General features: G+C 59.3%; 29 protein-coding genes. 28 read left to right on the top strand and 1 reads right to left on the bottom strand.

Translation table 11 applies throughout. From position 1 onward, the window contains the following. Positions 1-342 precede the first annotated feature (342 nt). Positions 343-501 (bottom strand): hypothetical protein, encoded by a 159-nt coding sequence (locus tag GA0061099_RS41620; RefSeq protein ID WP_158644896.1) that lies wholly within the window; start codon positions 499-501, stop codon positions 343-345. An 819-nt stretch (positions 502-1,320) separates the two neighbouring features. On the opposite strand from GA0061099_RS41620, the gene GA0061099_RS35540 reads away from it, so the two are divergent. The 28 genes from GA0061099_RS35540 to GA0061099_RS35420 all read left to right on the top strand — a co-directional run. Beyond that, the gene (locus GA0061099_RS35540; RefSeq protein WP_074448369.1) at positions 1,321-1,614 is read left to right on the top strand and encodes a hypothetical protein; all 294 of its coding nucleotides are present in this window, start codon (positions 1,321-1,323) and stop codon (positions 1,612-1,614) included. A gap of 3 nt (positions 1,615-1,617) precedes the next feature. After that, entirely contained in the window at positions 1,618-1,776 is a 159-nt protein-coding gene (locus GA0061099_RS41615; protein ID WP_158644897.1) for a hypothetical protein, read from the top strand. Continuing rightward, positions 1,766-2,260, top strand: coding sequence for a hypothetical protein (locus GA0061099_RS35535; RefSeq protein ID WP_141697742.1), 495 nt, complete (start codon positions 1,766-1,768; stop codon positions 2,258-2,260). Before GA0061099_RS41615 ends, GA0061099_RS35535 begins: the two co-directional genes overlap by 11 nt. A 69-nt stretch (positions 2,261-2,329) precedes the next feature. Continuing rightward, positions 2,330-2,818 carry a helix-turn-helix domain-containing protein gene (locus GA0061099_RS35530; protein ID WP_083235155.1) on the top strand — a complete coding sequence of 163 codons (489 nt, stop codon included), beginning with the start codon at positions 2,330-2,332 and terminating at the stop codon, positions 2,816-2,818. Then, entirely contained in the window at positions 2,815-2,994 is a 180-nt protein-coding gene (locus GA0061099_RS35525; protein WP_074448366.1) for a hypothetical protein, read from the top strand. Before GA0061099_RS35530 ends, GA0061099_RS35525 begins: the two co-directional genes overlap by 4 nt. Beyond that, on the top strand, positions 2,991-3,380 hold the full coding sequence (locus tag GA0061099_RS35520) for a RusA family crossover junction endodeoxyribonuclease (RefSeq protein WP_074448365.1): 390 nt from the start codon (positions 2,991-2,993) through the stop codon (positions 3,378-3,380). The genes GA0061099_RS35525 and GA0061099_RS35520 overlap by 4 nt, the downstream gene beginning before the upstream one ends. Beyond that, a complete protein-coding gene (locus GA0061099_RS35515; protein WP_083235154.1) occupies positions 3,352-3,588 on the top strand; it encodes a DUF2312 domain-containing protein in 237 nt (78 codons plus the stop codon). The genes GA0061099_RS35520 and GA0061099_RS35515 overlap by 29 nt, the downstream gene beginning before the upstream one ends. A 1-nt stretch (position 3,589) precedes the next feature. Then, a complete protein-coding gene (locus tag GA0061099_RS35510) occupies positions 3,590-4,072 on the top strand; it encodes an endonuclease domain-containing protein (RefSeq protein ID WP_074448363.1) in 483 nt (160 codons plus the stop codon). A gap of 1 nt (position 4,073) precedes the next feature. Next, on the top strand, positions 4,074-4,898 hold the full coding sequence (locus GA0061099_RS35505; protein ID WP_074448362.1) for a hypothetical protein: 825 nt from the start codon (positions 4,074-4,076) through the stop codon (positions 4,896-4,898). Continuing rightward, the gene (locus GA0061099_RS35500; RefSeq protein WP_074448361.1) at positions 4,895-5,098 is read left to right on the top strand and encodes a response regulator transcription factor; all 204 of its coding nucleotides are present in this window, start codon (positions 4,895-4,897) and stop codon (positions 5,096-5,098) included. The genes GA0061099_RS35505 and GA0061099_RS35500 overlap by 4 nt, the downstream gene beginning before the upstream one ends. Then, positions 5,088-5,495 carry a DUF6362 family protein gene (locus GA0061099_RS35495; protein ID WP_074448360.1) on the top strand — a complete coding sequence of 136 codons (408 nt, stop codon included), beginning with the start codon at positions 5,088-5,090 and terminating at the stop codon, positions 5,493-5,495. The genes GA0061099_RS35500 and GA0061099_RS35495 overlap by 11 nt, the downstream gene beginning before the upstream one ends. A 202-nt stretch (positions 5,496-5,697) precedes the next feature. Then, positions 5,698-5,862 carry a hypothetical protein gene (locus GA0061099_RS41610; protein WP_158644898.1) on the top strand — a complete coding sequence of 55 codons (165 nt, stop codon included), beginning with the start codon at positions 5,698-5,700 and terminating at the stop codon, positions 5,860-5,862. Continuing rightward, positions 5,859-5,987 (top strand): hypothetical protein, encoded by a 129-nt coding sequence (locus GA0061099_RS42885; protein WP_276327055.1) that lies wholly within the window; start codon positions 5,859-5,861, stop codon positions 5,985-5,987. Before GA0061099_RS41610 ends, GA0061099_RS42885 begins: the two co-directional genes overlap by 4 nt. Before the next feature lie 154 nt (positions 5,988-6,141). After that, the gene (locus GA0061099_RS35490) at positions 6,142-6,435 is read left to right on the top strand and encodes a hypothetical protein (protein ID WP_074448359.1); all 294 of its coding nucleotides are present in this window, start codon (positions 6,142-6,144) and stop codon (positions 6,433-6,435) included. 9 nt (positions 6,436-6,444) lie between these two features. Continuing rightward, positions 6,445-6,678, top strand: a complete 234-nt coding sequence (locus tag GA0061099_RS35485) for a hypothetical protein (RefSeq protein WP_074448358.1) — start codon at positions 6,445-6,447, stop codon at positions 6,676-6,678. Further along, positions 6,663-7,943, top strand: coding sequence for a terminase large subunit domain-containing protein (locus tag GA0061099_RS35480; RefSeq protein ID WP_074448357.1), 1,281 nt, complete (start codon positions 6,663-6,665; stop codon positions 7,941-7,943). The genes GA0061099_RS35485 and GA0061099_RS35480 overlap by 16 nt, the downstream gene beginning before the upstream one ends. Then, positions 7,936-8,490 (top strand): portal protein, encoded by a 555-nt coding sequence (locus tag GA0061099_RS35475; RefSeq protein ID WP_074448356.1) that lies wholly within the window; start codon positions 7,936-7,938, stop codon positions 8,488-8,490. The genes GA0061099_RS35480 and GA0061099_RS35475 overlap by 8 nt, the downstream gene beginning before the upstream one ends. Further along, a complete protein-coding gene (locus tag GA0061099_RS35470) occupies positions 8,490-10,217 on the top strand; it encodes a portal protein (RefSeq protein ID WP_141697741.1) in 1,728 nt (575 codons plus the stop codon). The genes GA0061099_RS35475 and GA0061099_RS35470 overlap by 1 nt, the downstream gene beginning before the upstream one ends. After that, the gene (locus GA0061099_RS35465; protein ID WP_074448354.1) at positions 10,214-10,510 is read left to right on the top strand and encodes a hypothetical protein; all 297 of its coding nucleotides are present in this window, start codon (positions 10,214-10,216) and stop codon (positions 10,508-10,510) included. Before GA0061099_RS35470 ends, GA0061099_RS35465 begins: the two co-directional genes overlap by 4 nt. A gap of 13 nt (positions 10,511-10,523) precedes the next feature. Next, positions 10,524-11,609 (top strand): hypothetical protein, encoded by a 1,086-nt coding sequence (locus GA0061099_RS35460; RefSeq protein ID WP_074448353.1) that lies wholly within the window; start codon positions 10,524-10,526, stop codon positions 11,607-11,609. A gap of 18 nt (positions 11,610-11,627) precedes the next feature. After that, positions 11,628-12,590: a DUF5309 domain-containing protein gene (locus GA0061099_RS35455; protein WP_074448352.1), complete on the top strand. Its 963-nt coding sequence runs from the start codon at positions 11,628-11,630 to the stop codon at positions 12,588-12,590. Between the two features lie 18 nt (positions 12,591-12,608). Further along, the gene (locus GA0061099_RS35450; RefSeq protein ID WP_083235153.1) at positions 12,609-13,172 is read left to right on the top strand and encodes a hypothetical protein; all 564 of its coding nucleotides are present in this window, start codon (positions 12,609-12,611) and stop codon (positions 13,170-13,172) included. 2 nt (positions 13,173-13,174) lie between these two features. Next, positions 13,175-13,870, top strand: coding sequence for a hypothetical protein (locus GA0061099_RS35445; protein ID WP_074448351.1), 696 nt, complete (start codon positions 13,175-13,177; stop codon positions 13,868-13,870). Then, positions 13,857-14,222 (top strand): hypothetical protein, encoded by a 366-nt coding sequence (locus tag GA0061099_RS35440; protein WP_141697740.1) that lies wholly within the window; start codon positions 13,857-13,859, stop codon positions 14,220-14,222. Before GA0061099_RS35445 ends, GA0061099_RS35440 begins: the two co-directional genes overlap by 14 nt. Positions 14,223-14,227: 5 nt before the next feature. After that, a complete protein-coding gene (locus GA0061099_RS35435; protein ID WP_074448349.1) occupies positions 14,228-14,515 on the top strand; it encodes a hypothetical protein in 288 nt (95 codons plus the stop codon). After that, positions 14,515-14,835, top strand: a complete 321-nt coding sequence (locus GA0061099_RS35430; protein WP_074448348.1) for a hypothetical protein — start codon at positions 14,515-14,517, stop codon at positions 14,833-14,835. Before GA0061099_RS35435 ends, GA0061099_RS35430 begins: the two co-directional genes overlap by 1 nt. Beyond that, positions 14,832-15,428 (top strand): phage adaptor protein, encoded by a 597-nt coding sequence (locus tag GA0061099_RS35425; RefSeq protein WP_074448347.1) that lies wholly within the window; start codon positions 14,832-14,834, stop codon positions 15,426-15,428. The genes GA0061099_RS35430 and GA0061099_RS35425 overlap by 4 nt, the downstream gene beginning before the upstream one ends. Next, positions 15,429-16,833, top strand: a 1,405-nt coding sequence (locus tag GA0061099_RS35420; protein ID WP_074448346.1) for a hypothetical protein, incomplete at its 3' end; no start/stop codon positions are given.

Below are 16,833 nucleotides of genomic sequence, written 5' to 3'. Positions count from 1 at the left end.
ACAACTAATTTGCAAAATGCGATAGTCGCCAGAAAAAAATGTGATGCGCCCCGGGATTCAAGCGGTCTTTACATGCGATCTTTGGATGTGGCAGCTTTATGTTCAAGGCGACATTGTCGCCAAGTAATGTGCGCGTTTCGTTCTATAATTTGGGCTGATACGACGGGGGTCGGAATGCCGGGAATGCCGACACTGTGGCACAAACGCCACGCCATGTCTCTTGCGAGCCAGCTGCCGGAAAACCCGGATGACGCAAGGTTGATTCTTGCCGCCATGCAGGAGCTTGTTGACGTGTTTCTGGCGGGCAGCTCGGAGCCGGCGCCCGCAAGAGCGGATAATGTTCTACCCTTCGCGGCGAACTAGCTCGCCCGTAGCCTCTTTTGCTTCTTCCTCTTCGATGCGGATGCGTAGGTCGTAGGACAGGCCGCGCCTGTCGCCCTCCCATAGCCACAGCGGATCGAAGCCTGGAACCTTGGCTCGGAGCTGGAGCGCCTTGTCCATGGGGACCCGCCTGGCGCCGGTCTCGAATTGGCTCATGCTTGATTGGGGCCAATTCAGAAGCTTCGCAAACGCAAGGCCAGATGGAATCCGCTCTGCCTGCCGCAGCAATCTAAGCCGCCGCCCCTGTTCCTCAAACGGATACTTGGGTTCCCCTGACATAGGAACAATTTTACCCACAATGCGCGATAACTCAAATTTTGAAATGCGCTATTGACGACTATTGCAAAGTGCGATAGTTCTTTTGCTCATGAAAGAGCACCTCGAAACGATCGATCAGGTCATCGAAAAGCTGGGCGGGTCTCGGGCCGTGGCTGAGATCACCGGACGGGGGACCAGCATATCCATGGTCCCGTCGTGGCGGTACCGGAAGCGGTTCCCCGCGCAGTCGTACAAGAGGATGCAAGACGCTCTCGAAGAGCGCGGTTTCTCAGCTCCTGACAGCTTATGGGGAATGTGATGCCCTGCATATACGCGCGGCGCTCCAGTGAGGCGTACCGAGTGGACGCTCGCGGCATCGTCAGAATCGATGGCCCCGTGCTCTGCTCCTGGGCGGAAGACGCCGCGCCAAATCAGCTCGTGAACGCTCCGAGATGGATGACGCGCAATGCCTTTTCGGGGCACCTGCTCAACTACCCAGACGATTGCATGGGATGCCCGTGCTTCGCTCAAGCAACGGAGGTTGATGGCTAAAATGCTTACGCTGGGAATCATCTGGGTCGCGGCGATCGAGGCTTCGCTCGAGCTCATGCTCGAGCCGCTTTGGGACGCCATCTCCGCTCATGAATACGAGCGCGCAGTCTCTTTGCTAGGGGCATGACGATGAGCGCAATCAGCATCAAATCGAGCAGCCGGGTGGATGCGACGGGGATCAGCCACCCACCCGGCCCTCACGGCGTTACGCAATACCACGCCGAGACCTCAAGTTTCATGCCGGCTGTCTCCTCCCTGCGCCGGCCACCTGCTCGGAGCTTCGGCTCCGGGCCCTTTCTTCACGGTATGGCGGATGTCCGAGAGTTCGCCACTGCCTGCTTTGTCTGGGGCTGCATCGCGGCCACTGGCTTGGCTCTCTTCATCGCCTGGTTTGTCGCAAGCACTCTGATCTACTTCGGGTGAAGCATGAGCATGTTCGATTGGATGTTTCTTCCTTTCCACATCTGGGCCAGCGTGATTGCTGGTCCGGTCGAGCGGCGGTCGGCTGACATCATCGTCATCTCCGATGCGCATCGTCTTCGTCGGCGGAACAAGCTGATCCGCAGGCGCCGGCTTGGCTACTGATAACTTCAAGAAACGCAACACGTTGGCTGTAGCAGCAGCCAGCGTGACAAAAGAGAGTTCATTGTCTTCAGTTGAGTACTTCATGGGCGTGGGCAACAAAACACCATGGAGATTCCAAATGTCGGAAAAGCCGTCCGGAGTAGACCGTATGCGTAGAGAGATCGCGATCGTTGCAGGCCCGAAGGACTGGGGCGACACCCGCGAAAGCTGGTTGGCCCGCGTGCCTCGCAAGGTGACAACAGTCAGTTTCCGGACGGTAAAGGCGCTTTGGTACGGAGAAATTTCCGACCCAGAACACTGGGCGGCTCGGGACATTCGGCGGGAAGCGGAGTTGATAGAGGCGCGTCACGAGGCCGCAAAAATGGCCTCTCAATTCCAAACCATTGCCGGAGGCATGCGTGCGTCAGACCAGGATTTTTATAGCGCGGAAATTGATCGCCTTGAGCGTATTGCTCGCCTCCTTGGCGTTGTGGATCGCTCCTGAGATCAAAGGTCGGTAAGGCCCGCTGCATCACACAGTTCGGGCAAACGTAGAGAAGGAGAAGGGGTAGGGATGTCACTAGCACAGCAAATGCATGCCGAGCGCAAGGCTCGGCTGGCGCGTCTTGGCGCGATTCCGACGAATAGCGTCGTGTCAAAACTGACCGAGGCGCAGATCGTTCCCATCAGGCCGGAACGAAAGCTCATCATTCCTCCGGTCGAATACTTCTATCCGAGCTTCTGGTGCTGGGATCTGATCACGGCCACCAACCGTATTTTGCCGACTGTCAAGAACATCCAGAACGTCGTCGCCAACCATTTCGACATCTCAGTGATGGACATGGTGTCGGCGCGCCGCACGAAGAATTTGATCCTACCGCGGCACGTTGCGCTGTATCTCGCCAAGGAAATGACCGAGCTGTCCTATCCGGTGATCGGTCGCTATTTCGGCGGCCGGGACCATTCCACGATCATTCATGCCGTCGAGAAGATCACGGCAAGGATGGAGAGCGAGCCGGAGCTGAAGCGGACGGTTGATGGCTTGCGGGGATTGTTCGAATGACCCCGCTCCATATCCTGATCGCACGGCTCAAGCGGCTTCCGGCCAAGCACAGGATCGCGCACCTGCGGTCCTTGGTAGCGGCTGAGAAGCCGTATTCGCAGCGGCGCAGCGAGCTCGAGGACCTGCTTCAGGTCGAGATTCTGAAGCAGTTGCGCCGGGAGATCCGCGCTGCATGATTGTCGTCACGCTCCCGTTCCCGCCCAGCACTAATAACCTCTTCATCAACACATCCAGGGGGCGCATACGCTCGTCAAAATACGATCAATGGGCGACCGAGGCTGGGTGGGAGTTGCTGCGTCAGCGGCCCGCTAAAGCGATTGGTCCGGTCTCGTTAATATTCGAGTTTGAGGCCGGAAAGGACAAACGCAAGCGCGACATCACAAACTTACTCAAGGCCCCGGAAGATTTGCTGGTCAAGCACGGGATCATCGAAGCCGACGATAATACGATTGTGCAGAGTATCAGCGCCAATTGGAACGCTGAAGTAACAGGAGTGCGTATCGCCATTAAACCTTTGCAGGGGAATGCATCACATGGAAGCGGGACACAACAGCCAGCTTAAAGCTCTCGTAGAGCGCATCAACAAGCTGATGGACGATCGCGACGAGGTGTCGTCTGACATCCGCGACGTCTTCGCTGAGGCTAAGTCTGCAGGTTACGACCTGCCGGCTTTGCGAGCGATTATCCGCGCTCAGCGCGAGAATGCAGAGAAGCGCCGCAATAGAGAGGCGATGATCGATCTTTACAGCAGCGAGCTGGGGATCGCGTGAAATGGCTCTCGATACTTCATCTGTCGGAAGCAGGCTATTTCAGGCATTGCAGGCTGATTTCGAATTTGTCTGCTTGGCATCAGCTAATAGGCTTGCCCCGCTAGTCGAATCTGAAATTGAGCTTCTGGTGCTTTCTGCGTTCGATATTGTCGGGCGCATGACCTCCATGACCGTCACCATTGGGAGCGAATTCCCGGAAGACGACAAAGGTCACATCCTCGTCACTCCCCAATATCGTTGGAGGGAGTTTCGAATTGATTTCTGCATTCGTCATACCGGGGCTCCAGACAAAATGTTCTTTGTCGAGTGCGATGGACACGATTTCCACGAGCGAACCAAGGAACAAGCGGAGCGTGACAGGTCGAAAGATCGCGCCATCCAAGCGGCCGGAATAAGCGTTCTCAGATTCACAGGTCGGGAGATTTGGAGAGACGTGTCCCACGTTGTGACAGAGATCGTCAACTTTCTTGGAAGCCGGTCTTAAGATGATTCTAACGCCAAAGAACTGGAAATCGTTCCAGCACTACAAGGACAGGGCTCCGGCTTGGATCAAGCTTCACAAGGGGTTGCTTGATGACTTCGAGTTTTCGCGCTTGCCGGTTGCTAGCAAGGCGCTAGCGCCGATGCTCTGGTTGCTAGCGAGTGAATACGAGGACGGCAGGATAGATGCAACGCTGGATAAGCTGGCGTTTCGCCTCCACATGACGCGGGGGGATTTGGCTAACGCGCTAAGTCCTTTGATTGACGGCGGTTTCTTTGATGCTAGCGAACCGCTAGCAGACGGCAAGCAAGAGGCTATCCCAGAGAAAGAGGAAGAGAGAGAGATAGAGGGAGAGAAGAGAAAGAATTCTCGTGCGGCTTCGCCTTCGAGTGAGGATTTTGAAAACCTTCGAAGGGTCTATCCAAGGCGGAAGGGAAACTACGGTTGGGCTAAGGCCGAAAAGAAATTCAACTCGCTGGTCAAAACCGGGGTGGACCCGAAAGCGATCTTGGCGGCTGCAAGGCAACTCGCAGAGACGCTTCGTTCAAAGATTGGGACCGAATACGTCCCTATGCCGGCAAGCTGGTTGAACTCGGAGGACTTCACGGAAATAGCCGTTGCTGCATTCGCTCCTGCGGAACTCCCCGGCTTTTACGTGAAGTTTGGCAGTGAGGAACAGGACGCGTGGGACGCCTACCGCAAGGCCCGAGAAGGCAAGCCATATCCGCGTGACGGCAAGGGCGGCTGGCATCAACCATCGCGGTGGCCGCCTGGGTATGAGTCAAACATCATAGCAGACGTTCAGAAGCTAACATCGGGGGCATCATGACCACAGCATCACTCACGCCACGACAGAAAGAGGTCTGCGAGCTCGCAGTGCAGGGCCTCACGCACAAGGAAATCGGGCGACGGCTAGGCATCAGCTATCGGACGGTCGAGGATCACATGCAGCACGCTTTCCAGATCTACGGCGTGAAGAACAAGGTTGGGCTGCTCTATCGCATGATGGAGGCTCAGCATGCAGGGTGAGGTTACGATCGACAAGGTCGAGCGCAGGTTCATCCGTGCCTGCAAGACGATCAGGGCGCTGCCTGATCTCGAGCGGCGCTTCCTGAAGCACAACAACGGCTGGCCGGACTACGTCCGCGATCACAACGAGGCTTACGGCTATGGCGAGGCGTCGATGCCGCGGTTTCGCCCGACGCCGTTTGACGTGACCGACGTTTTGACGGCGCTAGCCTGGGGCAAGACGCTGCAGCGCAACGAGTGGAAGCTGGTCGAGATGCGCTCGTTCGATTTGTCTTTCGGGCAGATCGGGCGTCGCATCGGCCGGAGTGACGAGACCGCGCGACGTCATTATCGCGATGTGATGCTGAAGATCTGGGCTGAGGCGAACAGCATCCGTTCTGTTACGGGTGTAGCTTGAAACCGTGTGGCATGTGTGGCATTCGTGGCAATCGAAGCAGATAGAATTGCACAGCTTGCGCCCGCCGGAGAAATCTGAGCGGGTGCTTTTCGTTCGGGCGGTCCTCAGCACACGACGCGGCATCCCCTGCTCAGCGCCCTTTAGGAGCGCAGCGCGTCTCCCCTGGCGAGTTGACCGCCCGAAACCATTCAGGAGCAATCCTATGTCCGCAGAGATCGTGAAAATCCGCGATTACAAGCGCAAAGAGGAGCGCGAGGCGGCCGATGTGAGGCTTGCCAAGCAGGTGATGGGGCTTGATACAGCCCCGTGCGAGCTGCCTCAGGTATGGCCGGATTTCTATCACGCTCCCGATCAGGACCCCGCATGAACTTCGGCCCCGCTATTGATCTGGAGGCGATTGACGCGATGGTCCGCCACATTGAGACCGCTGCGATGATTGCTGCTGGCCTTCTGGCGCTGGCGTGGCTCGCGTGTGAGTGGAGGGGTGCGTGACCGACCTGCATATTCGTGATTACAGTATAGCCAGATGGCTGACTGGCGGCAGGCAGCGCCTCCCGTTTCACGAGATGTTTGGCGAATATGTGCGCGTCCACTCCAGCGGCGCAATGTTTCTTTGGCCCATCGATCTTGACGCCAGGCGAACCAAATGACCTCCATCGTCACCGACTTCAAATCCATCGCCCGTAAGCTCAACCGCCAAGAGCAGAAAGCCGAGTTCGAGGCGAAGAACCCGAAGGTAGAGCAGAGCGCCTATGATGCGCTGAGTGGCGGAATGTTCGGGATTGGAACGCCGTACTGCGAGCAGGTGCGAGCCGGTAGCCAGAATGCTCAACTCGGCGCCGCTGCGGCTAACTCGCCGCTTAAGTCCCTGGCGCATCCCGAGTGGCCCTACCAAGGCACCGGCTTTGAGTGGTCCAAGTTCGTCAAGGTCAAGATCTAGGAGATTCACATGGCCGGCCGCTCGCCCGGCTTTCGCATGTCGGAAGAGCACCGGGTTAAAATCAAAAACAGCAACATCCTCAACGCGCTTATTGAGCACGTCGAGGGAAAGCGTGACATGTCTGCAACACAGGTCAGCGCAGGACTTGGATTGCTTCGCAAGGTGATGCCGGATCTCGCATCAACGACCATCCAGGGTGACGAGGACGGCGGGCCGATCACCATCACATGGCTCAAATCGTAATCCCTTACGAGCCGCGCCCGCAGTTCAAGGCGTACCACGACAGGACTGAACGTTTCTCCAAGATCGTAGCCCATCGCCGGTTTGGTAAGACGGTTGGCTGCATCAACGAGCTGATCAAGGCAGCGTTGACCAATGGTCGTCAGTTCCCGCCGCCACGTTATTCGTACATTGCGCCGACTTATACGCAGGCGAAGGACGTCGCGTGGTCGTACCTGAAGCACTTCAGCGCGCCGATACCTGGAACTGAGATCAGCGAGTCCGAGCTTAGGCTGACGTATCCGAACGGGGCGAGCATCCGCCTCTACGGCGCTGACAACTACGATCGAATGCGCGGCCTCTACAACGACGGCGTGACGATCGATGAGCCGGCGCAGATGGACCCGAGGGCCTGGCCTGAGGTGATCCGGCCGACCCTGTCCGACTACAACGGCTGGGGCACGTTTATCGGCACCCCAAAGGGCCGTGATTGGTTCTACAAGATCGACCGCGACGAGAGCGGGGCTGAGCAACCTGGCTGGTTCAGGGCCGTCCTGAAGGCCAGCGAAACGGGCATCATCCCGCCGGCCGAGCTCGAAAGCCTGAGATCCGGGCTGACTGAAGAACAATACGCGCAAGAGTTCGAATGCAGCTTTGAGGCTGCTGTTGTCGGAGCCTACTATGGTCGCCTCATGCAGCAAGCCGATGCGGATGGACGGATCAGCGGCGTACCGTTTGAGCCAACAGCTCAAGTCTACACCGCATGGGACTTGGGAATCCGAGACAGCACGGCTATCTGGTTCGGTCAGGTTGTTGGACGTGAGATTAGGCTCATCGACTACTATGAGGCGACCGGGGCTGATCTTGGACATTACGTCCGCGAAATCAGTAACAGGCCATATCTTTACGCTGGCCACGTCGTGCCGCACGACGCCCAAGCTAAAGAGCTGGGAACGGGCAAAAGCCGCCTGGAAGTTCTGGAAAGCCTTGGGCTGAAGAACATCACAGTGGCGCCGATGCATCGGGTTGAGGACGGCATCAACGCCGTTCGCACGATCATCCCGCGCTGTTGGTTCGACGCCAAGAAATGCGCTCGCGGTATCGACGCCCTGAAGCTCTACCGCGCTGAGTTTGACGACAAGCTACAGGCGCTGAAGCCGCGGCCGGTCCACGATTGGACGAGCCACGCGGCCGACGCATTCCGGTACCTCGCGATGACATTGGACACCAGGATTGTGAACACGGGCTTCAACCGCCAGATCAACTACCCGAGGCTCGGCGTTGCCTAAGATCGACGCATCCTCGCTCAAGGCAATGCTGGCGGCTGAGCGGTCGAACGCGCTTGCCGCTGTCGAGGCCTCCAAGCTCTCGTCCGAGCGCTCGGATGCGATGGATTACTACCTTGGCGACATGACCAAGGACATGCCGGTTGTCGATGGGCGGTCGCGAGCGGTCTCAACCGACGTTGCCGACACCATCGAAGGCCTGATGCCCCAACTGATGGACATCTTCGCCGGGTCCGACGAGGTGGTGCGCTTCGAGCCGGTCGGTCCTGAAGACGAAGAAGCTGCGCAGCAGGAAACCGACTACGTGAACCACGTGTTCATGCAGCAGAACCCCGGCTTCATGACGCTGTATTCGTTCGTCAAGGATGCGCTGCTGTCCAAGGTCGGCGTCGTCAAGGTCTGGTGGGAAGAGAAGGACATCGAGGAGCGCGAGACCTACTACGATCAGACTGAAGAGCAGTTTGCAGCGCTTGTACAGCAGGTCATGGCCTCAGATGGCGCCATGGAGATTGTTGAGCACTCGGTTAAGCCAATAGGCGAGGATGCCTAATGGACATGGAATTGATGCCGCCCGCTGCCCCTCAAGCCCCTCCAAAAGGCATGAACAACGGGGAGGCCACGGCGCCCCCGGCATCAGCGCTACACGATGTCACTATTGTGACTACCAAGAAGCATGCCCAGGTCAAGGTCATGGGCGTGCCCCCGGAAGAGTTCGGGATCGAGCGCGGTGCCAGGACGATCAAGGACTGCAATTACTGCTTCCATGAGACCCCGCGGTCGGTTGGAGACTTGATCGCGCAGGGCTATGACGAGGATCAGGTCAAGGCCATTGCGTCGTCCTCGATCAGTGATTCCGAGACGCTGTCCCGCGATACGGTCGATGAGCAGGAGCCCGAGCGCGACAGCCTGAACGAGATGGCGCGGCAGGTCCGCGTGACCGAGCATTACATCCGGATGGATTACGAGGGCAACGGCAAGCCCTGCATCTATCGGGTGACGACTGCGGGCGAGGGTGGGGCAATCCTTCGCCGGGACGACAAGGAAGACATCGAGCGGGTGGACGAATACCCGTTTGCCGCGGCAAGCCCTGTACCTCAGTCGCATCGGTTCTTTGGCCGGTCGGTCGCCGACCTCGTGATGGACATCCAGCGCATCAAGACCGCGCTCGTGCGTGGTATGCTGGACAACCTGTATCTGCACAATAACCCCCGCGTTGAGGTCGCAGAAGCCAATGCCGGCCCTAACACTCTGGATGATCTACTGGTCAGTCGCCCAGGTGGCGTTGTCCGCACTAAGACTGCCGGCGGACTTAACTGGCAGGTAGTCCCCGACATCACCTCCAGCGTCTATCCTGCGCTCCAGTACATGGACGCCACGCGAGAGATGCGCACGGGCGTCAACAATCAATCCCAGGGCATCGACGCCAACGCCTTGCAGAACCAGAGCGCGACGGCTGTTGCGCAGGTGTTCTCGGCCTCGCAGATGCGGACAAAGCTGATTGCCCGCATTCTCGCCGAGGGCGTGCGGGATATGTTCGCGCTGCTTCATGGCGCGATCAGGCGGCACGGGCAGCAGGCCCAGACGGTTCGCTTGCGCAATTCGTGGGTTCAGGTGGATCCGCGCAACTGGAAGACCCGGAACGACCTGACCATCAACGTCGGGCTTGGCTCGGGCGGCAAGGCGCAGCAGTTCGCCCAGACCATGGCGCTTGCGAACTTCCAGAAAGAATTGCTGCTGGGCGGCAAGACGCACCTCGTCGGTGATGACAAACTGTTCAATACGGCCTCTGAGCTGACCAAGATCATGGGGCACAAGAACCCCGATAAGTTCTTCAATGATCCGAGCGCGAAGAACCCGCAGACCGGAGAACTCCTCAACCCGCCGTCTCCGCCTTCGCCACCCGAATCCGTGCAGGTTGCCCAAATCAAGGCGCAGACCGACAAGGAAAAGATGGGTGTGCAGGCCCAGCTTGATCAGCAGGCCGACGAGCGGAAGGCCCAGATCGAGGCGGTTCAGGCTGAAGCCGATATGGCGACCGAGCAGCAGCGGCTGCAGGCTGAGTTGGCGATTGCCCAGCAGAAATTCGAGCTCGAGCGCGAACTGAAGCTGATGGACTTCCAGCTCAAGCGCGAGATGCACCAGCAGGACATGGCTCAGAGGGCCGAACAGCATCGCCAGCAGATGGAAGCCGGCGTGTTCAAGGTTGCTGCCGGCGCTGAGGCGCATGACCAGAAAATGGAGCAAATGAAGAATGCTCCGAAGAAGGGCGGCGAATGAGCGAAGAAGCCCTCACCAAGGCCGTATCGCGGGCCACCAGAGCGCAAAAGCTGGTTGAGGACGAATTGCTCCAGGAGGCGTTCACCTCTCTGGAAGAGGCCTATATCGCCGCCTGGCGGGCAACCACGATCGAAGACGTCTCCGGCCGCGAGAAGCTGTTTCTCGCCATCAACATCGTCGGCAAGGTCCGCGATCACCTGAATACCGTTGTCAACGACGGCAAGCTTGCGGCTGCTGAACTGAAGCAGCTTGCGGAGACAGCCGAGCGCAAGAAGCGTTTCGGCATCATCTAACCTAGGGAACATCATGTCTGACGTAACCGGCGCTCCCGTCGCGGAAGCGGCGCCCGCCTCGATCGACGTTGTCCATTCTCCGGCCGATACCGGAGCCGACCTCTCAATTTCACAGGCGGCGCGCGCTCTTGCAGCAGCCCGCTATAAGCCGAAAGAACAAGCAGCTCCCGTTGAGCAGCCCGCTCCGGTCGAGCAACCCGAATTGGCGCAAGCCAACGCCGACCCTCAAGCAGAGGCCCCCGGCGAACCGACTGAAGCAGCCGAACCGGCAGAATTGCCGCCCATCGAGCCGCCGAGGTCGTGGACGCAGGCAGAAAAGGAACGTTTCCAATCCTTGCCTCGTGAGACGCAGGAATACCTGCACACTCGCGAACAGGAGCGGGAGCGGGAGTTTCGCCGAGGTCAGAACGAAATCGCTGAACAGCGCAAGGCCATCGAGGCCCAGCGCGAATCGGCGGAAAAGGCAAGGCAAGAGTACGAGGCCAAACTACCGGCCCTGATGCAGGCCCTGCATGAAAGCAGCCCGTTCGCCGACATCAAATCAATGGCTGACGTGGAAAAGATGCAGGCGGAAGACCCGTTCCGCTTCCAGCAATTCCAGGTCTACCAGTGGAAGATGCAAGGCGTGCAGGCCGAGCTTCAGCAGGCGGAGCAACGCAAAGCCACTGAGCAGCAATCCAAATGGACCGAACACGTCCAGGCGGAGAACGCTCGCGCGGCTGAGCTGATCCCCGAGCTTGCAGACAAGGCCAAGGGCCCCGCGCTTGTGCAGCGTGTGGCGTCTGAACTGCTCCCCGAATTGGGGTTCAAGGATAGCGAACTCGCAGAACTCGCGGCCGGCAAATCGAAGCTCTCGATTTACGACCACCGCATTCAGCGACTCCTCGCCGATTCCTTGCAGCTCCGGGACATTCAGAAGGCCAAGGCGGCTGTTGCAGCCAAGCCCGTTCCCCCTGTTCAGCGCCCTGGACCCGCACGGCCGGCCAATGCGGCCCAATCCGAGCAGATCCAGGCTCTCACCCGCAAACTCGATCAATCCGGCTCGTTGAAGGACGCAATGGCTTTGCGCGCTGCGCAGGTCGCGTCCAAGCGCCGATAATCCTTAAAGGACAGCACTATGTCTCTCCCCACCAATACCTTCGCCACGTATGAGGCGATTGGTAACCGAGAAGACCTCTCGGACATGATCTACCGCATCGACCCGACCGATACTCCGTTCATGACGGGCATCGAGCGGGAGAAGGCCTCCGCGGTCAACCACGAATGGCAGACCCAGGCGCTCGCTGCTGCGAGCTCCGATAACGCGGTTCTCGAAGGCGACGACGCTGTCACCGACGCCGCGACCCCGACCGTCCGCCTCGGCAACATCTGCCAGATCTCGGACAAGGTCGCCCGCGTGTCCGGCACCCAGCAGGCGGTTGAGCACGCCGGCCGCGACAACGAGCTCGCCTATCAGGAAATGCTGAAGGGCCTCGAGCTCAAGCGCGACATGGAGAAAATCCTCGTCGGCACCAACCAGGCCAAGAACACTGGCGCTGCTGGCACGGCTCGCAAGACGGCCTCGATCCTGTCCTGGATCAAGACCAACACCTCCAAGGGCTCGGCTGGCGGCGCTGCTGATCCTTCGGCGGCTGACGGCACTGGCACCCGCACGGACGGCACGCAGCGCGCGTTCACCGAGGCGCAGTTGAAGACCGTTCTGGCGGCGATCTGGGAAAGCGGCGGCAAGCCCGGCAACATCATGACCGGCTCGTTCAACAAGCAGGTGTTCTCGACCTTCACCGGCCGGTCCACCCCGACCGAGGACGCGAAGTCGAAGAAGATCGTTGCGTCGGTTGACGCCTACGAGTCCGACTTCGGCAAGCTCACGGTCGTTGCAAACCGCTTCCAGCGCTCCCGTGACGTTCTCGTGCTCGAGATGGACAAGTGGGCCGTCGCCTACCTCAACGGCCGCCGGATGCTCTCCATTCCGCTCGCCAAGACCGGCGACTCCGACCGTCGCCAGATCCTGTCCGAATACTCGCTCGTTTCTCGTAACGAGAAGGCTTCGGGCGGCGTGTTCGACCTGACCACCTCGTAAGACAAGGAGCATCAGCACATGAGCACCATCTACACCTACCATGCTGAGTGCCCCGCGCTTGCGGAGGCTCCGGCTGCCACGGACGTCCTGCTGGTTTACGACACCAGCGCCGGCCGTACCAAGACGATCACCGCGGACTATCTGGCGGGCGCCGTCTCGGCTCCGGTCGTGACCACGGCAACCTCGCTGACGATCACTGCGGCGGCTCACGCCAACCGCACGGTTCGCATCGACTCGGCTGCGCCGGTCGCCATCACGCTGCCGCAGGCCACGGGCACGGGCAACAAGTACCGTTTCGTTGTCGGCGTTGCCGCGACTGGCACGGCCAGCACGATCAAGGTTGCGAATGCGACCGACGTCATGCGCGGCTATGCCTTCGCTGTCACGACCACCTCTGACAATGCTGAGGGCTTCAAGACCTCTGCCACGTCGGACACGATTAGCATGAACGGCACCACCCTGGGCGGTGTTGTCGGTGACATCTACGAGATCGAAGACCTGCTCACGGGCGTGTTCTCGGTCAAGTGCTTCACCGCTCCGACCGGCACCGAGGCGACCCCGTTCTCCGCGACGGTCAGCTAAGCATGAAAGTGGATATGGCGGGCGTCAGCGTCATGCTCGCCATGCCCACGCATCGAGACATCCCGGCCGGCACTGTTGCCTCGCTTCTGGCTACGCAAGACCTTCTCGCGTCCAAGCGTATCCCGTTCGAGGTGCAGTTGCAGGTCGGGAATTCTCTCGTCACCCACGCCCGTTCCAAGATCGCGCATACCTTCCTCAAGTCGGACAAGTCGCTCCTGTTCTGGGTCGATTCCGACATTGAGTGGGAAGCCAAGGACTTTCTGCGGCTCTGTGCGCTCGCGACGAAGATGGACGTGGTTGGCGGCGCCTATCCTGCCAAGAAAGATCCGATCGTTTTCTTTCTGGACCCGTCCTCGGGTGGTGACATCGAAAGCAATGAATACGGCTGCCTGAAGATCGGCGGCTGGGGCATGGGCTTCACCGTGATGCACCGTCGCGTGATTGAGGCGATGGCGGCGAAGTCTCCCAAGCTCAAGTTCAACGGCTCGGATGAGCCAATTGCTCACATGTTTCGCTGTGATGAGATCGACGGCTTCGCGCGTGGCGAGGATATGGCGTTTTTCGCCGATGTGAAAGAGCTGGGGTTTGAGGCGTTCTTGGACCCGAGTGTGACCCTGGGCCATATCGGCTCGAAAACCTACACGGCCTCGATTTCAGACATGCTGAGGCCAATTGGAGAAGCAAATGGCACTTCCTGAAAATCGCCCGCTTTCTGAGGCGGCTGTGTCGGCCTACCTCGCGGACATCTCGACTGCGAGCTCTACCTTCGTGGTCGCCCCGTTCCGCGGTACGATCAAGCGCGCCTACTCGGCCATTCATGCCGCCATCACCAGCGCGGACGCGGTCTGGACGATGGAGATCAACGGAACGGCCGTTACCGGCGTTTCCGTCACCGTCGCGAACTCCGGCTCGGCGGCTGGTGACGTTGACAGCGCTATTCCGACCGGCGCCAACTACGTCAACGAGGGCGATGTGATCGAGTTCATCTCGGATGGTGCTTCGTCCACGACCGCCCCGGCGACGTTCACGGCTGTCATCGAGCGGGACTAACGCTCATGGCGCAGCAGTATATCGGCACGGGTCGGCTCTCTACACATCAGAGCAAAGCTTATACCGGGACCGCTGGCACGATCGACAACGCGATTGGATCTAGCGTCTACAAGGTCCGCGTCGTTGTGACATCTGCCGCCTATGTCAAGGTTGGCGATAGCCCGACTGCGACGAGCTCGGATGTCTATATGGCGGCTGATGCGCCGGAGTATTTCTCCTGCACGCCAGGCCAGAAAGTCTCGGCCATTCAGGTCTCGGCCGGCGGCACCTTGCACGTGACGGAAATCGTCTGATGCTCGATGTTCGCTTCCATCTCGACAGCAACGGACAAGACCTCGCCGTCGAGCATGTCCAGGACGTTGAGCCCATCCTGGACTGGAACAAGGAAGCGCGCCGCGACGAGCAGAAAAGCGACTGGGGGCGGCACGTCGCCCGCATCCCGAACGTGACCTATGTGAAGTGGCTGGACGACGAGCATCGCAAGGGCAACACGCAATTGCGCATGTTCACGCCCGAGTTTGACGCGATCGTGCAGAAGAAGCTGCAAGATCCGGAGTGGGCGTATCTCCGCGTCGATCGCCCGGCGCTTCAGGCCGGCTGGAGCAAGCTGTGAGCTTTTCCACCTATGACGACCTGAAATCGCAGATTGCAAACTGGCTCGCCAGAGACGACCTGACCACGTACATCCCGGATTTCATCCGGCTGTTCGAATGCGCAGCAATGCGCCGGCTGAAGGTCAGACTTCAGGAGACCACAACGACGCTCACGCCGTCGAGTGGCGTCGCGACTGTTCCGAGCGACTATCTGGGCCATCGTCGCGTGACCTGGACCGGGTCCCCGGTTCATGATCTCGAGTATGTGGCCCCGCCGATCTACTCGGGCTACATCGATTCCGGAAGCGGCACGCCCACTGTTTTCACGATTGAGGGTTCAAGCCTCCGCGTCGCTCCGACCAGCGACACGGCGCTGACGTTCACCTATGTCCAGCGCACGACGGCGGTCGAGAGCTCGCTGAACTGGCTCTACACCAAGCATTTCGATGTCTATCTGTTCGGCTCGTTGTGTGAGGCCAATGCCTTCAACAAGGACGTTGATCCTGCCGGTCTTTGGAAGGCACGGCGCGATGAGGGGTTTGACGAGATCAGCAAGCTTGACTTCAACGAGCGGCAGGGCATGGCCATTCGTGTGATGGGGCACACGCCCTAAATGGCGCTGCTTCCGTTCGGCGCCTGGCAGCCTGATACCTCGGACTACGAAAGCCAAGCGAAGTCGCACGACATCAACAACGTGCTGCCGAGAGCGGATGGTTACGGGCCGTTTCCTGACTTCGCCATCCTCTCGCAGGCGCTGATTGGAGCGTGCCGCGGCGCGTTCTATGCCCTCAAATCTGACGGCTCGGTGGCTGTGTTCGCCGGGACGAGCGATCGGCTCTGGCTCGCCAACAATACAGACTATTCCTGGACGCCGGTATCAAAGGTAGCGACCGTCACGATCTCGAATGCAAGCCCCGGCGTCGTGACGCTGGCCTCGCACGGGTTTGTGGCCAATGATCCCGTCGTTTTCTCGACATCGGGTTCACTTCCGACCGGATTAACGCCCGGCACGACATACTACGTCAAAACGGTTCTGACGGCGAACACGTTCACGGTGTCGGCAACAGCGGGGGGCGCGGCGATCAATACATCGTCGGCCGGATCTGGTACGCATTCGGTTACGCACATCTATTCGTCCTTGTCGAGCGATGCGCAGTGGCAATTTGCGCAATTCGGCAACCTTGTCTTCGCCACCCAGAAGAACGCCGTTCTTCAGGTCTATAACCTGGCTTCGTCCAGCGCATTTGCTGATAACTCCGGCTCGCCTCCTCAGGCGTCATATATTTCGGTTGTGGGTCGCTTCCTGGTGCTGTCCGGCCTTCTCTCGAATCCGTATCGCATTCATTGGTCCGCGCTGAATGACACCACGGGCTGGACCGCTGGCACCAATCAGTCCGACTATCAGGACTTTCCTGACGGTGGCATTGTTCGCGGCGTAGCCGGCGGTGAGTTCGGGACTGTGTTTCAGGACCAGGCCATTCGCCGGATGTCCTACATTCCCGGTTCTGACTTGATTTTCCAGATCGAGCGCATCGCGCAGGATCAGGGGCTGTTCGCGCCCTACAGCATCGTTCGAGCCGGAATCTATACGTTCTTTCACTCCGCTCAGGGCTTCTTCAAGATCGCGCCGGGCGGGCTCCCTGAGCCGATCGGGCGCGAGAAGGTTGACCGGACGTTCTTCAACGATCTCGACAGGACCGAACTGCGGATGTTCATCGGCGCGTCGGACCCGAGGTCTACGCGTGCGTTCTGGGCTTATAAATCGACGTCGGGAACGACCGGGCTTTACGACAAGATCATCGGCTACGACTACGTCCTTGATCGTTGGTTTACGATCGATATGACCGGCGAATATCTGTTGGGCATGTCGCAGCCCGGCATTACGCTCGAAAATCTGGACTCGCTGTCATCGTCTATCGACGCTCTTGGCGCCTCTCTGGACAGCTTCGCGGTTTCGACCCAGCCATTGATTGCGCAGTTCTCCAGCGCTCACAAGATGGGCTTCTTCTCGGGGTCGA

Source organism: Bradyrhizobium yuanmingense (assembly GCF_900094575.1).
Taxonomy (GTDB): Bacteria; Pseudomonadota; Alphaproteobacteria; order Rhizobiales; family Xanthobacteraceae; genus Bradyrhizobium; species Bradyrhizobium yuanmingense.
Note: the sequence above shows the minus strand (reverse complement) of the source record. Positions and strands in the feature narration are given on the sequence as shown.

Excerpts from the sequence above, each read along its gene's own strand:
- GA0061099_RS41620 (WP_158644896.1), bottom strand. The coding sequence starts at position 501 with ATGGACAAGGCGCTCCAGCTCCGAGCCAAGGTTCCAGGCTTCGATCCG.
- GA0061099_RS35540 (WP_074448369.1), top strand. The coding sequence starts at position 1,321 with ATGAGCGCAATCAGCATCAAATCGAGCAGCCGGGTGGATGCGACGGGG.
- GA0061099_RS41615 (WP_158644897.1), top strand. The coding sequence starts at position 1,618 with ATGAGCATGTTCGATTGGATGTTTCTTCCTTTCCACATCTGGGCCAGC.
- GA0061099_RS35530 (WP_083235155.1), top strand. The coding sequence starts at position 2,330 with ATGTCACTAGCACAGCAAATGCATGCCGAGCGCAAGGCTCGGCTGGCG.
- GA0061099_RS35525 (WP_074448366.1), top strand. The coding sequence starts at position 2,815 with ATGACCCCGCTCCATATCCTGATCGCACGGCTCAAGCGGCTTCCGGCC.
- GA0061099_RS35520 (WP_074448365.1), top strand. The coding sequence starts at position 2,991 with ATGATTGTCGTCACGCTCCCGTTCCCGCCCAGCACTAATAACCTCTTC.
- GA0061099_RS35515 (WP_083235154.1), top strand. The coding sequence starts at position 3,352 with ATGGAAGCGGGACACAACAGCCAGCTTAAAGCTCTCGTAGAGCGCATC.
- GA0061099_RS35510 (WP_074448363.1), top strand. The coding sequence starts at position 3,590 with ATGGCTCTCGATACTTCATCTGTCGGAAGCAGGCTATTTCAGGCATTG.
- GA0061099_RS35505 (WP_074448362.1), top strand. The coding sequence starts at position 4,074 with ATGATTCTAACGCCAAAGAACTGGAAATCGTTCCAGCACTACAAGGAC.
- GA0061099_RS35500 (WP_074448361.1), top strand. The coding sequence starts at position 4,895 with ATGACCACAGCATCACTCACGCCACGACAGAAAGAGGTCTGCGAGCTC.
- GA0061099_RS35495 (WP_074448360.1), top strand. The coding sequence starts at position 5,088 with ATGCAGGGTGAGGTTACGATCGACAAGGTCGAGCGCAGGTTCATCCGT.
- GA0061099_RS41610 (WP_158644898.1), top strand. The coding sequence starts at position 5,698 with ATGTCCGCAGAGATCGTGAAAATCCGCGATTACAAGCGCAAAGAGGAG.
- GA0061099_RS42885 (WP_276327055.1), top strand. The coding sequence starts at position 5,859 with ATGAACTTCGGCCCCGCTATTGATCTGGAGGCGATTGACGCGATGGTC.
- GA0061099_RS35490 (WP_074448359.1), top strand. The coding sequence starts at position 6,142 with ATGACCTCCATCGTCACCGACTTCAAATCCATCGCCCGTAAGCTCAAC.
- GA0061099_RS35485 (WP_074448358.1), top strand. The coding sequence starts at position 6,445 with ATGGCCGGCCGCTCGCCCGGCTTTCGCATGTCGGAAGAGCACCGGGTT.
- GA0061099_RS35480 (WP_074448357.1), top strand. The coding sequence starts at position 6,663 with ATGGCTCAAATCGTAATCCCTTACGAGCCGCGCCCGCAGTTCAAGGCG.
- GA0061099_RS35470 (WP_141697741.1), top strand. The coding sequence starts at position 8,490 with ATGGACATGGAATTGATGCCGCCCGCTGCCCCTCAAGCCCCTCCAAAA.
- GA0061099_RS35465 (WP_074448354.1), top strand. The coding sequence starts at position 10,214 with ATGAGCGAAGAAGCCCTCACCAAGGCCGTATCGCGGGCCACCAGAGCG.
- GA0061099_RS35460 (WP_074448353.1), top strand. The coding sequence starts at position 10,524 with ATGTCTGACGTAACCGGCGCTCCCGTCGCGGAAGCGGCGCCCGCCTCG.
- GA0061099_RS35455 (WP_074448352.1), top strand. The coding sequence starts at position 11,628 with ATGTCTCTCCCCACCAATACCTTCGCCACGTATGAGGCGATTGGTAAC.
- GA0061099_RS35450 (WP_083235153.1), top strand. The coding sequence starts at position 12,609 with ATGAGCACCATCTACACCTACCATGCTGAGTGCCCCGCGCTTGCGGAG.
- GA0061099_RS35445 (WP_074448351.1), top strand. The coding sequence starts at position 13,175 with ATGAAAGTGGATATGGCGGGCGTCAGCGTCATGCTCGCCATGCCCACG.
- GA0061099_RS35440 (WP_141697740.1), top strand. The coding sequence starts at position 13,857 with ATGGCACTTCCTGAAAATCGCCCGCTTTCTGAGGCGGCTGTGTCGGCC.
- GA0061099_RS35435 (WP_074448349.1), top strand. The coding sequence starts at position 14,228 with ATGGCGCAGCAGTATATCGGCACGGGTCGGCTCTCTACACATCAGAGC.
- GA0061099_RS35430 (WP_074448348.1), top strand. The coding sequence starts at position 14,515 with ATGCTCGATGTTCGCTTCCATCTCGACAGCAACGGACAAGACCTCGCC.